At 38.6% G+C, this 14076-nt stretch carries 11 protein-coding genes; all 11 read left to right on the top strand.

Annotated elements, in window-relative coordinates:
- Window positions 1–9: 9 nt before the first annotated feature.
- The 11 genes from ubiB (at window position 10) to mdoH (ending at window position 13973) form a co-directional block, all read left to right on the top strand.
- Window positions 10–1611 (top strand): ubiquinone biosynthesis regulatory protein kinase UbiB, encoded by a 1602-nt coding sequence (gene ubiB / locus JG479_RS00490; protein ID WP_200219717.1) that lies wholly within the window; start codon window positions 10–12, stop codon window positions 1609–1611.
- A gap of 80 nt (window positions 1612–1691) precedes the next feature.
- Window positions 1692–1940, top strand: coding sequence for a Sec-independent protein translocase subunit TatA (tatA, locus tag JG479_RS00485; protein WP_004334954.1), 249 nt, complete (start codon window positions 1692–1694; stop codon window positions 1938–1940).
- A gap of 5 nt (window positions 1941–1945) precedes the next feature.
- Window positions 1946–2278 (top strand): Sec-independent protein translocase protein TatB, encoded by a 333-nt coding sequence (gene tatB / locus JG479_RS00480; RefSeq protein WP_024597077.1) that lies wholly within the window; start codon window positions 1946–1948, stop codon window positions 2276–2278.
- A 48-nt stretch (window positions 2279–2326) separates the two neighbouring features.
- On the top strand, window positions 2327–3067 hold the full coding sequence (gene tatC, locus JG479_RS00475) for a twin-arginine translocase subunit TatC (RefSeq protein ID WP_024604418.1): 741 nt from the start codon (window positions 2327–2329) through the stop codon (window positions 3065–3067).
- A 1-nt stretch (window position 3068) separates the two neighbouring features.
- Window positions 3069–3575, top strand: a complete 507-nt coding sequence (locus tag JG479_RS00470; RefSeq protein ID WP_200219716.1) for a hypothetical protein — start codon at window positions 3069–3071, stop codon at window positions 3573–3575.
- Entirely contained in the window at window positions 3575–4360 is a 786-nt protein-coding gene (locus JG479_RS00465; protein WP_200219715.1) for a TatD family hydrolase, read from the top strand. The genes JG479_RS00470 and JG479_RS00465 overlap by 1 nt, the downstream gene beginning before the upstream one ends.
- Entirely contained in the window at window positions 4360–6213 is a 1854-nt protein-coding gene (locus tag JG479_RS00460) for a sensor domain-containing diguanylate cyclase (protein WP_200219714.1), read from the top strand. The genes JG479_RS00465 and JG479_RS00460 overlap by 1 nt, the downstream gene beginning before the upstream one ends.
- A gap of 12 nt (window positions 6214–6225) precedes the next feature.
- Complete coding sequence (gene hemB, locus JG479_RS00455; protein WP_024597079.1) at window positions 6226–7236, top strand: porphobilinogen synthase; 1011 nt, start codon at window positions 6226–6228, stop codon at window positions 7234–7236.
- A 127-nt stretch (window positions 7237–7363) separates the two neighbouring features.
- Window positions 7364–10090: an ExeM/NucH family extracellular endonuclease gene (locus tag JG479_RS00450; RefSeq protein WP_200219713.1), complete on the top strand. Its 2727-nt coding sequence runs from the start codon at window positions 7364–7366 to the stop codon at window positions 10088–10090.
- A 330-nt stretch (window positions 10091–10420) separates the two neighbouring features.
- Window positions 10421–12040 carry a glucan biosynthesis protein gene (locus JG479_RS00445; protein ID WP_149601934.1) on the top strand — a complete coding sequence of 540 codons (1620 nt, stop codon included), beginning with the start codon at window positions 10421–10423 and terminating at the stop codon, window positions 12038–12040.
- Complete coding sequence (gene mdoH, locus JG479_RS00440) at window positions 12012–13973, top strand: glucans biosynthesis glucosyltransferase MdoH (protein ID WP_138489903.1); 1962 nt, start codon at window positions 12012–12014, stop codon at window positions 13971–13973. The genes JG479_RS00445 and mdoH overlap by 29 nt, the downstream gene beginning before the upstream one ends.
- Window positions 13974–14076 lie beyond the last annotated feature (103 nt).

Raw genomic sequence — 14076 nt, 5'->3', positions numbered from 1 at the left:
GGATTTTTTGTGTCGACTGCACGTTTGTATAACATCACCAAAACGTTACTTAGCTATGGACTAGACGAGCTAATTCCAAAGCATAAAGTGCCTTGGTTTGGTAAAATAGCCCGTGGTAGTTTATTTTGGCTGCGTAATCAGCACAAAGAAAAACCTGCGGGGCTACGTTTACGTTTAGCATTGCAAGAGCTGGGTCCTGTTTGGATCAAATTTGGTCAAATGCTCTCGACTCGTCGTGATTTACTCCCTCATGATATCGCTTTAGAGCTTGCTTTTTTACAAGATCAAGTTCAACCATTTGAAGGCGAGCTTGCACAAAAAATAATAGAAAAAGCGCTCGAAATTAACGATATAAGTGAATTATTTAGTGAGTTTTCACAAACTCCACTGGCCTCTGCATCTATAGCGCAAGTACATACAGCAAAACTTATTGATGAGCAGAGTATTGAGCAAGATGTCGTAATTAAGGTTATTAGACCCAATATTTATGAGCAAATTAATGCCGATTTAGCGCTAATGGAAAAGCTCGCAAAGGTACTTGCAAAAGTACATAACGAATCAAAACGCCTGCGCCCGATTGAAGTAGTTAAAGAATATAAAAAAACACTCCTAGACGAGCTCGACTTAATGCGAGAAGGTGCCAACGGCATTCAACTAAAACGCAATTTTGAAGGCTCTGATTCATTATACATCCCTGCAGTTTACAGTGATTACAGCCGTAGCAATGTGCTGGTGATGGAGCGTATTTACGGCATACCCGTCTCTGATACCGATGCACTTATGGCGCAAAACACTAATATGAAATTACTTGCTGAGCGTGGCGTTGAAGTATTTTTTACGCAGGTGTTTAGAGACAGTTTTTTTCATGCCGACATGCATCCGGGTAATATTTTCGTCTCTCGAGAGCACCCTGAAAACCCAATGTATATCGGTATTGATTGCGGTATTGTTGGTACGTTAAGCAAAGAAGATAAACGCTATTTAGCTGAAAACTTTATCGCCTTTTTTAATCGTGATTATCGCCAAGTTGCACAGCTACACGTTGATTCTGGTTGGGTACCACCAGATACTAGCATTGAAGAATTTGAATTTGCGATTCGCACAGTTTGCGAGCCTATATTTAATAAACCTTTGGCCGAAATTTCATTTGGGCACGTACTCGTAAATCTATTTAATACTGCACGTCGTTTTAACATGCAGGTACAGCCGCAATTAGTACTACTACAAAAAACTTTATTATACGTTGAAGGATTAGGGCGTCAGCTTTACCCGCAACTCGACTTATGGAAAACAGCTAAGCCCTTTTTAGAAGACTGGGTAAAGCAACAAGTTGGACCGCTATCAGTACTGAAGCAAATGTATGCTAACTTGCCATTTTGGGCTGAAAAAATGCCTGAGTTACCGGATCTAATTTATCAAAATTTAAAGCGTGCACCACACATTCAACCTCAAGAACAAAAGGTATCTCATAAACCTTTAATATTGAGTTTATTTGGTAGTGCTACAATGATTATGGCAACACTTTGTTATTTACAGCACGATTTAATAGCTGCAAGTCTTGCAATAAGCTTATCGGCTATTAGCTTTATAGCGGCATGGCGCAGCGCATAAACTGGGTGCTATTTGCGCTAGTGAGCGTATAATTAGTATTTAAAATAAACATTTAACCGTTTTATATATTGGAGAAAACCATGGGTTTTGGTGGTATTAGTATTTGGCAATTATTAATTGTTTTAGCGATCATAGTTTTACTTTTTGGCACAAAAAAACTACGCGGTATGGGTGGCGATATTGGGGGCGCTGTAAAGGGCTTCAAAAAAGCAATGTCGGATGATCAAATGAGCGAGAAAGAGAAATCCGAGCAAATTCAACAATCAGAAAAAAACACTGCTGACAACTCAACCGATACTGAAAAAAACAAAGATAACAATAAGGTTTAATTAGTATGGGCATGTGGGAACTTGTTGTTATTTTTATTGTTGGTTTAGTGGTGCTCGGCCCTGAGCGCTTACCTGTTGCGATTAGAACAGTGAGTAAATGGGTTAAAACCGCTAAATCACTTGCCAACTCAGTAAAAGCCGAAGTAAGTGAAGAGCTTCGCATCCATGAGCTGCACGAAAACCTTAAAAAAGCAGAACAGCAAGAATTAAAAGATTTAAGCCCTGAGTTACAAAGCTCACTAACAGAGCTACAAAAAGCGGCTGAATCAGTTACTCACAGCTACAAGAAACAACAATCTGATACATCAAATAACCAACAACTTGATGAGAAAAAGTGAAATTTATTTCTCACTTTGTGGTCAACTTACTACATGGTATAAAAAATAATGGCTGAGGAAGTAAAATCAGGGTTTGTAGCTCATTTAATTGAGTTGCGTGATCGGCTAATAAAAGCGCTATTGAGCATTTTATTATTTTTTATCGCGCTGTTTTATTTTAAAGATGATATTTACGAACTTATAGCTGCACCATTAGTAGTTCATTTACCTAATGGCGCGACCATGATAGCTATAAATGTGAGTGACCCTTTTATAGTCCCTATGATGCTTACTTTTTTTGTTGCGGCTTTATTATCTACTCCATGGATACTTCATCAAATTTGGGGGTTTATAGCTCCTGGCTTGTACCAAAATGAAAAGAAAATGCTAATACCCATACTAATCTCAAGCGTTGTCTTGTTTTATGGGGGTATCGCTTTTTGCTACTTTGCAGTACTACCAATTATATTAGGTTTTTTTACAAGTACAGGTCCCGAAATGATGACTCTAGCACCCGATATCGCTAGCTATCTAGGATTTGTATTAAAATTGTTTTTTGCATTTGGTGTCGCTTTCGAAATTCCTGTGGCTATTATGTTGCTATGCTGGAGTGGCGCAACAACAACAAAAAGCTTAAAAGAAAAGCGCCCTTATATCGTCGTGGGTGTTTTTGTAGTCGCGATGTTTTTAACACCGCCTGATGTATTATCACAAACATTGCTAGCATTTCCGATGCTTCTTCTGTTTGAACTAGGTCTAATTTTAGCAAAGTTTTATACCGCTAAACCACAAAAAGAATCTGAGGAATAAAATGAAAAAACAACTACTCTCACTATTGGTTTTATTAAGCGCACCGACTTTTGCTGCGCAAACAGAGTTTAATACTCAAGCGTTACAGGCATGTAGCTTTATTGAAAACGATTTTAACCGCTTACTTTGTTACGACAATACAATCGCGGGTAAGTCACTAGTTAAGCCATCAGTAACAAAAACACTTACCCCGCCTAAAGAATCTTCTAATGTACCCGTTGCGGCTATAGCGCCAGCAGCAACTACTGAAGATTTTGGCTTAGAACATAAAGAAATAACAAAAGATAAAAACGAAAACATCACTGCGCTTGTTTTATCAGTTGACGAGGCACCGTATGGCGAGCTCATTATCAGCCTTGACAACAACCAAGAGTGGCGTCAAATTGGCTCAGACAGCCTTAAATTAAAAGAGTCTGATACAGTTACCATTAGCCGAGGTGTATTTAACTCATTTTTGCTGCATAAAGAAGGGCAAAACCGCTCTATTCGCGTTAAACGTACTAAGTAATGTCATATACGTTAATTGATGCTGGAGTTAACTTAACTAATCATCAATTTGATGAGCAGCATCACGATGTAATTACCCGTGCCAATGAAGCGGGTGTTACAAATATGCTTATTATTGGTTGTGATATTGCAAGCAGTCAGCGATCACTTGAACTTGCAACAAAGCATCTTCAATATTCTACGGCGGGTATCCACCCACATGATGCAAAATCAGCCACTAATGAACTAGAAGTACAACTAACTGTACTTGCAAATAATAAGCATGTTATTGCTATTGGTGAATGTGGCCTTGATTATAACCGCGACTTTTCGCCTCGCGATGTACAGCGCAGTGTTTTTAGGCGCCAATTAGCACTTGCTGAAAAATTAGATTTACCTGTTTACTTGCATGAACGTGATGCAAGTGACGACATGTTAAGTATATTAAAAGAGTTTAATATTCGCGGTGTACTCCACTGCTTTACGGGTAACTCAGCAGCTCTAAAGCAATATTTAGATTTAGGTCTATATATTGGTATAACGGGTTGGGTATGTGATGAAAGGCGTGGAAAAGATTTACAACAGCTAGTGCCTAGCATTCCTCTAGATCGATTATTAATAGAAACTGATGCACCATTTTTAATTCCACGAACAGTTAAGCCAAAACCTAAATCACGTAAAAATGAACCTGCCCTGCTTCCTTATATCTGTCAAACGGTTGCACAACTTTATCAAATAGATGAAGAAGTTGTAGCCCGTAAAACTACAGAAAACTTTCACCGTGTTTTTGGTTTAGAAGATCGTTAATGGCCTATGCAAAGGCACTTTTAAGCCTATTAGTATTCCTTTGCACTTTTTGCTCTTTCGCAAACCCAGTAATAATAAAACACGATTTTAACTCTCAAAACATTAATAACCTGTATTACTCTTTTGAACCAACGTCGCTATTAAGCGCACAACAAAGTAGCCATATACAGTGGCAAAAAAACACAGGAAAACCCCTTAATTTAGGACTAGAGCAGCGTCCTGTATGGATAAAATTTAAAATAAAAAACACACTTAGTTATAATACTGAGCAAATATTGTCACTAAACAATCCTTTGCTAAACGACGTTCAAGTATATCAATTACATAACTCGCAATTACTTTCTTATACTCAAATTGGTGATGCCTACCCCTTATATAAGCGCACAATTAAAAGTGAGTCTTTATTAGTTAAACTGCTCAGCCCTGCAAATAGCGAAACGCTTATTATAATGAAAGTGGCGAATAGTTCAGGCTTGCGAGTCCCTTTAACGCTGTGGCAACCAGAAGCTTATTTGGCACACAAAGGAAAACTCAATTTACTCTATGGCTTATTGATTGGTTTTATATTTTCTTTGGGTGTGAGTTGCATAGTTTTATATGGTTTTTCACGTAAAGGTTATTTTGTTTATGCTGGAGTTATATCTCTCACATTAGGCAGTGTATTAGCCTACCTTTGTGGTTTTGGCTTAAGGTACGTTCATCCTAATTTGCCTGCATTACAGCAAGTTATGATCCCTATATTACTTATGCTTATCACTTTAATGTTTTTGCCTTTGCAGAAGCAAGTTTGCCATCCCAGACCCTCACTTCTGCTAACTATTCAAAAAGTTGTAGTTAACGCTTTAGCCATTTCGTTATTATTTATTTGGCTACTTCCAAACAACATAGTTACATTACTTTGTTTAATCACTACTCCAATAGTTTTAGGCTTTTATATTGTAACTACGTTTATGTGCGTGCGTTTAACGCCTTCTAAACCAAACAAAGCACTATTACTTGTATTGGTTTTTTTCTTGGTGGTAATGCTTTATTTTACTGTTGCAGTAATGGGCCTATACGCCTTTGACAGAAGTACGCTCGCATTTGTATTTGCATGCTTTTTTGGTTGCACTTTTTGCTTATGCTACAGCGTAATGAAGTTATTTATTTTACAACGCGATGAAGAAGTGATTGCCCAACAAACCTTGATTGCTGAAAACACAGCACAAGATACACTACTTAAAGAGCGCTTAAAATTACAAGAAAAAACTCGCCAAGAACTTGAATCTCAGGTGGACGAGCGCACCTTTGAATTACAAGTGACGCTTAGAGAGCTTGAAGAAAAAAACCGCTCACTTGAGTTACTAAATACTGAAGACGCATTGACTGGAATAAAAAACAGACGCTTTTTTGATAAAAAACTGGTAATGGAGCTTCGTCGCTCTCGTCGAGAACAAACTCCTCTTAGCATTGTTATGCTTGATATAGATCGATTTAAAAATATCAACGACACGTACGGCCATATCATTGGCGATCAAGTTATTAAAGCAGTGTCTGACCTTATAAAGGACCATTTAAAACGACCACTCGATGAAGTTGCCCGTTATGGCGGTGAAGAATTTGTTGTGCTATTACCTAATACCCCTAGTGAAGGCGCACAAGACATAGCTGAAAAAATACGAGCTGATATCTCAGTAAGTACAGTAACGGTTGCCAATAATGATATTCAATTTACTATTAGCGCTGGTGTATACACCAGCATTGCTGATGATGTTAGCAACCCTCAAATTTTTACTGAGTGCGCCGACAAAGCACTTTATTACGCAAAGCAGCATGGCCGTAATCAAGTAATCACTTTTCCATTACCACAGTAGGAGCATATTAATATGGCCCAATCAGGATTAGACCTTTTCCCATATACTCGCATGCGCAGAATGCGCCGCAGCGACTTTTCTCGCCGCTTAATGGCTGAAAACCAGCTTAGCGTAAATGATTTAATTTACCCTGTATTTGTACTTGATGGTAAAAATCGCCGCGAGGTAATTGAATCAATGCCTGGTATTGAGCGCCTATCAATTGATTTACTGCTTGTTGAAGCAAAAGAACTCGTTGAACTTGGCGTACCTGCCGTTGCTATTTTTCCGGTAACGCCTGCGGATAAAAAATCATTATTTGCCGAAGAAGCATATAACGATGATGGCTTAGCGCAACGTACCGTAAGAGCGTTAAAAGAAGCTTTTCCTGAGTTGGGTGTGATTACTGATGTAGCACTTGACCCTTTCACTACGCATGGCCAAGACGGTATTATTGATGATTCAGGTTATGTTATTAATGATGTCACTACTGAAATTTTAGTTAAACAAGCACTTTCCCATGCAGAAGCTGGTGCTGATGTTGTTGCCCCTTCTGATATGATGGATGGTCGTATTGGTGCTATTCGCGAAGCACTTGAAGCTGATGGGTTTATTCATACTCGAATTATGGCCTACTCTGCTAAATACGCATCTAGCTACTATGGCCCATTTAGAGATGCTGTAGGCTCTGCTGGTAACTTAAAAGGTGCTGATAAAAAAACTTACCAAATGGATCCAGCAAACTCTGATGAAGCAATACGTGAAGTCGCATTAGACTTACAAGAAGGCGCTGATATGGTTATGGTAAAGCCCGGTATGCCTTATTTAGATATTGTACGGCGTGTTAAAGACGAATTTGGTGTACCTACTTTCGCATATCAGGTAAGTGGCGAGTATGCAATGCACAAAGCAGCAATTGATAACGGTTGGTTAAGTGAAGAAGCAACAATAATGGAATCTTTACTTGCATTTAAGCGTGCAGGAGCCGATGGAATATTAACCTACTTTGCTAAGCAAGCCGCAAAATATCTAGCTAAAAAGTAATTTTCTATTAAAAGGCGGTCAAACCGCCTTTTATTTACATTCGTTTACATTTTTGTATTATTTCCGTCATATTTATTCTCTAAACTGGTGTCCCATTTTGGGATTAATACACGGGAATAATAAAAAAATGTTTAAAACAAAAATAACACCACTCGCACTTGTTATAGCAAGTCTCAGTGCACCAGCATCCGCTGATCTAATCATTTCAGAATATATAGAGGGAAGCAGTAATAATAAAGCAATCGAGCTTTATAATAATGCTGATACGGAGCTTTCTCTTGAAGGGTATACACTTAGCTTGTATTCAAATGGTAAAAGTGAAGTAGGTAATTCTGTAGACCTTACAGGAACACTTGCTGCTAATTCTACTATTGTAATTGTCAATCCGAGCTCATCTGATGATTTAAAAGCCAAAGCCGATTTGGAAAACAGCGTTACTGGGTTTAATGGTGACGATACTCTAATACTAACTAAAAACGGTAATATCGTAGATAGCTTTGGTCAATACGAAGTACAAGCAACATGGGAAGGAAACGGTGTTTCCGCAAAAAACCAAACTCTTCGCCGTAAAGATGCTATTACCAGTGGTCGTACAGATGCAACCACAACTTTTGATCCAAGTGTAGAGTGGGATAGCTTTGAAATTGATGCATTCGATGGATTAGGTTCACATGCAGGTAATGGTGGAACAACACCTGAACCAATTCCAGAACCAGAGCCACTTGAACCACTTGTTTGTGGTGCAGAAAAAAAACTAATAAATGCTATTCAAGGTGATGGCTCTGCTAGCCCACTTGTAGGTACATTAGTAGAACTTGAAGGTGTTGTAAGCGCCGATTTTCAAGGTGATGAACAATTAAAAGGCTTTTTTGTTAACTCACTGGCTGCTGATATAGATGCAGACCCACTTACCTCTGAAGGTGTATTTGTATATTTTGCAGATACTGACGTGAATGTAGGCGACCATGTACGTGTACAAGGTACTGTTGAAGAATATTTTGATGCAACACAAATTGGCAGTGTTAGCCAAGTTGCGGTGTGTGGCACTGGTTTAGCTGCAGCAGCTACAAAAATCACTTTACCTTTAGCTAATACAACTGATTTAGAAGCTTTTGAAGGTATGTTAGTCACATTAGAGCAACCATTAGTAGTGACTAATAACTTTGGTCTTGGTCGATATGGTGAAGTTGAATTAGCAACAGAGCGCTTGTACCAAGGTACTCAGGTTGCGTTACCTGGCGATGCTGCTAATGCAGTTGAAACTGAAAATCTACTTAGAAAGATTTTAATAGATGATGGCTCTACAGTACAAAACTTAGACCCTACAGCTTATCCAACTCCAGGCTTATCGGCAGAAAATACTTTACGAACTGGCGATACTGTTAATACTGTGACAGGGGCACTTGCTTATAGCTTCGGTCTTTACCGAATTCACCCAACTTTAGCGCCTTCATTTATTGCAACAAATGCACGTGAAGATGCGCCTGAACTTAATGCTGAAGCAGATTTACGTGTAGCTAGCTTTAACGTACTTAATTACTTCAATGGTGATGGCCAAGGCGGAGGGTTCCCTACATCTCGAGGTGCAGATACTGAAGCTGAATTTATTCGTCAAGAAGCTAAAATTGTAAGTGCCATTAGCGCTATTGAAGCCGATGTTGTTGGTTTAATGGAAATTGAGAATGATGGCTTTGGCGAATTTAGTGCAATTGCTAGCTTAGTAGATGCATTAAATGATGCAGATAGTGCTAACAACTATGCATTTGTTGATTTTAACGTAGATCAAATTGGTACCGATGCAATTACTACCGCACTTATCTATCGTGCTAACAAAGTAGAAGAAGTAGGCACTGCTGCCATTACAACTGAGGCTCCATTTGATTTTAGTAACCGTGCTCCAATTGCACAAAGCTTTAAATCAATAGAAACTGATGAAGTATTTACTGTTGCTGTGTCACATCTTAAATCTAAAAGTTGTGGTAGTGCTTCTGGAAATAATGCAGATTTAGGTGATGGCCAAGGCTGTTGGAATGAAATACGCACGCAAGGTGCTAATGCGTTCGCAGATTGGCTTGATAGCAAACCAACCGGTGTTGATGACGAAGATACTATTTTAGTCGGCGATATGAATGCTTACGCAATGGAAGATCCAATACGTGCATTTGCTGATAAAGGCTACAAAAATGTAGTTGCTGAAATTGATGGTGATACACTTGGTTATTCTTATAGCTTTTCTGGTCGTGCAGGAAGTTTAGACCATGCAGTAGCCACACAATCATTACTTAGCAAAGTTGTCGCTGCAACAGATTGGCATATCAACGCAGATGAACCTATTTCACTTGATTACAATGTAGAGTTTAAAAGCGAAGGTCAACAATCTAGCTTGTACTCTGAAAGTGCATACCGTGCATCAGACCATGACCCTGTGATTATTGATATTAAATCTGAAATTACTTTAACGCCTGAAGAGCAGACACCTGTAATTGCAGCTGATCAAGTTTTTGCAATCGATGAAAACAGCCCAATTGGTACAATTATCGGCACGCTCGATTTTAGTGATCCAAATGCCGATGAATCACCTGTTGTTAAATTTATTACATCTGATAATGACAGCGTTTCTATTAACAATGAGGGGCAGTTAATTGTTGCTGGAGAGATTGATTACGAATTCGAAAATCGTATTACTTTAACAGTACAAGCTCAAGATAGTGCTGGTAACTTATCAAACATTGAAAAAGTAGCTGTTAAGGTAAATAACTTACGCTCAGATGATGACAATGATGCAGGTTCATTACTATGGTTATCACTTCTTTTAGCACCACTATCAATAGTGCGTCGATTTAAAAAGAAATAATTAAGTAAAATCTAAACATATAAAAAGCCGCTTTTGCGGCTTTTTTTATTTTATACAAATGTAATTCAGACAAGCTTCATTAAACTCCCCGTAATATGTTCATACGATTAGTGAGTCTTCTAGTAATTAATCAGTAACAACTACATAAGATTGAGTGAATTTTACACAACAAAAACCTCAGTGAGTTACGTATATTGGTTTTCCTATTGAAAAATATGAACTTTTATAAAGGTTCACATTTTGCTTTAAGTAAATTAGAAGATACTTACAAAACAAATCAATATTTACCCTAAACGTAAAAATAAGTCGTGTTTTTATAAAGGAATGAGAATGAAACAACTAACCCAAAACTTGCCTAGATGGCAAAAAAAGTCAGCACCACTACTGGGTCTACTTATTATTTTTTCGACTTGGGGCAATAGCAACCAAGCGATTGCTGCAACTGTTGATGTAGCAATTCCACAAAGTAGCTTATTTGATGTAATTAGCGCTCGCGCTAAAAAGTTAGCAAGCGAAGAATATGTTGCACCTAAAAACATCGAGCTTGAAGCGCTAAATAATATTGATTATCAAGACTACCGTTCAATTCGATTTAAAAAAGACAAAGCGGTGTGGAAAGATGAAGGCCTGTACGAGCTGCAATTATTCCACCCTGGTTTTTTATATAAAACACCTGTAACAATAAATACTGTTGATAGCGACTCTAAACGTAGCCGCTTACCTTTCAGCACCGACTTTTACCAATACGATGGCACGGCTGCACCACTACAAGAAGAAATAGCTAAAAGTGTGGCGGGCACTCAACTAGGCCATGCTGGATTTCGCTTACATTACCCATTAAATACTAACGAGTATAAAGACGAAGTAATGGTATTTCAGGGAGCATCGTATTTTAGAGTCGTTGGCCCTCAACAAGTTTATGGCTTATCAGCAAGAGGCCTTGCCATTGATACTGCTGAGAATTCGGGTGAAGAATTTCCAATGTTCAAAGAGTTTTGGTTAGTTAAACCAAAGCCAGAGCAAACACAAATCACCATTTTTGCATTGTTGGATAGTCCATCTATTTCTGGTGCGTACAAATTTAGCGTCGACCCTACAACTAATATGCTAGTTGATGTTGATATGCAGATTTTTGCGCGTAAAGATATTAAAAAACTAGGTGTAGCACCATTAACGAGTATGTTTTATCACGGCGAAAACAGCACCAAATTTTTTGATGACTATCGCCCTGAAGTTCATGACTCGGATGGCCTATTAACTCAATCTGCTGATGACAAGTGGGTATGGCGTCCTCTTAACAACCCATCACAACTCAGCGTTACTTCATTTTCGTACAATAACCCAAAAGGTTTTGGGTTAGCTCAACGAGACCGAGACTTTAATAACTATCTAGACACAGAAGCACATTACCACGACCGCCCTAGCCTATGGATTGAACCACAAGGTGAGTGGGGAAATGGTCGTGTAGAGCTTGTAGAAATACCGACTGATACAGAAACTAACGACAATATCGTAAGTTACTGGGTACCAGAAAAACCAATGAAGGCCGGAGATTCATTAAAATTAAGCTACAAAATGACGACCTTTAATTCAGTTTTAACTCAGCACGAGAAAGCACGTGTACTACGTACAAGAATTGGTAGCGCCGCTTTACCTGGTGAGGACAACCCACCACCAAAAAGCCACCGCCAATTTACTGTTGATTTTACTGGATCAGAAATAAATCAACTGTCTAAACAGTTAAAACTAGATGCCGACATTCAACTTACAACAGGCGAAGTAACCGACGTGAATGTACAAAAACTTCCGGATTCACGTGGATGGCGTGTAGCCTTTAAAATTGCACCACAGGACGATCAACCCGTTGATATGCGTTTATCGTTAAAACTACGTGACAAAGAAATTAGCGAGGTATGGAGCTATGTTTGGTACCCAAATGACATCAAGTAATAAAGGTAGGGGCACTCCAATGCCATTCAAAACACTAAGAGTATGGCTATTTGCCATTGCGGCACTTGGCACATCTGGCTACGGCATATCTATTATGTTTGAGATTTTAAGCTCAAACGGTATGACATTACTTGAGTATGCCCTTTTAGTATTATTCTCAATCACATTTGCTTGGATTGTAACGGCTTTTTGTAGTGGCACAATCGGCTTTGTACTACAGTTGTTTCGAATTGACCCGCTTACGTTAAAACGTATTAAACCAATTAAGTTCAATAACGAGGCAATTAACGCTCAGAAAACCGCCGTTGTAATGCCTATTTATAACGAAGATACCCACCGTGTTATCGCGGGCTTTGAAGTAAGTCTACAATCGTTAAAAGAAACTGGTCAGCTTGATAATTTTGATTTTTATTTATTAAGCGATACACAAGACCCTCAAATAGTTAAAAACGAGCTAAGTGCATGGCATGCATTGTGCGAACGTTTAGGGGATACAGCAAAGCATGTTTTTTATCGTCGTCGCGAAGATAACAAACACCGCAAAGTAGGTAACCTAACCGACTTTTGTGAGCGCTGGGGAAGTAATTACGACCATATGATTGTGCTTGATGCAGATAGCGTAATGACCGGTAAATGTATGTTAGAACTTACTACAAGCATGCTAAACAACCCACAAGCAGGCCTGATCCAAACGATTCCAATACCTGTTCGTCAAGATACCTTTTTTGGTCGTTTTTTACAGTTTGCGTCAGTGCTATATAGCCCAATGCTCGCTACTGGCTCAGCATTTTGGCAAACAGATAAAGCCAATTACTGGGGTCATAATGCAATCATTAGAGTTGAAGCATTTATAACGTGCTGTGGCTTGCCAACACTTAAAGGTAACGCACCCTTTGGCGGTGAGATTTTAAGTCATGACTTTGTAGAAGCATCACTACTTCATAGTGCAGGTTGGGATGTGCTATTACTATCAGATATTGAAGGCAGCTACGAAGAAGTACCAAGTAATATTCTAGATTATGCTGTACGCGATAGACGCTGGGTACAGGGTAATATTCAGCACTTAGGTTTACTATCGTCATCTAAATTAAAATTAATGAGTAAGCTTCACTTTCTATTAGGTGCAACAGCCTATATTTCATCACTAATTTGGCTCTCAATGCTAGCGCTAAGTACTATTGATGCAGTAACGCGCGCATTAAATAGCGATGTGTACTTTAACCGTGTTTATCAATTATTTCCTACATGGCAAATAGCTAAAACCGATCTTATTGATTCACTCTTGTATTTAACTATTATTATTTTATTAATGCCTAAATTAATGGGCGTAATAGTCACCCTAATACATAGAAACAAACGCTTTGGTGGTTCAATTAAATTAATTCTAGGTTCAATTATTGAAACTGTATTTGCTATTATTGTTGCGCCATTAATGATGGTATTTCATGCTTACTTTGTACTTTGCGTATTTTTAGGTAAAAAAGTGAAGTGGGATGCACAACCGCGCGAAGGTCGTATGGTTCCGTGGAAAGAAGCGTTTGGTTATACGTTATTCTCTACTATTGTGGCTATAGCATGGGGTAGCACAGCCTACTACTTCACACCTGTATTCTTTTGGTGGCTATCACCTATATTATTAGGCTTAGTATTAGGTGCTCCAATTATCCGTTACACCAGTAGTATCAAACTCGGCGTACAGCTAAGAAAGTTAGGTATATTTATTTGCCCTAGTGAAGTTGATAACGACTCAACTCTAGAGGCGCTTAAAGTACATCTAAAAGAGATTTCCGTGCCAGAGGAAGGAACTTACCCACAAACAACTCCGGCACTGCCACAAGAGCATATGGTATCAATGCCTATACAATCTTTTAAAAAGCCACGCAGGCTAAAGATGAAAGCGCTAAAAGCTAAGGCTATAAAAAAGTTTAATTAGCGCGTTATAAAATAAAAACAAAAAAGGAGCAATTAATTGCTCCTTTTTTCTACCTAAATTAAAAATCACGCGCTGCATTTACCGCTAATATTTTCTATTTTTC

The organism is Pseudoalteromonas sp. LC2018020214 (assembly GCF_016598755.1).
Taxonomy (GTDB): Bacteria; Pseudomonadota; Gammaproteobacteria; order Enterobacterales; family Alteromonadaceae; genus Pseudoalteromonas; species Pseudoalteromonas distincta.
This window is presented reverse-complemented; position numbering and strand designations above follow the sequence as displayed.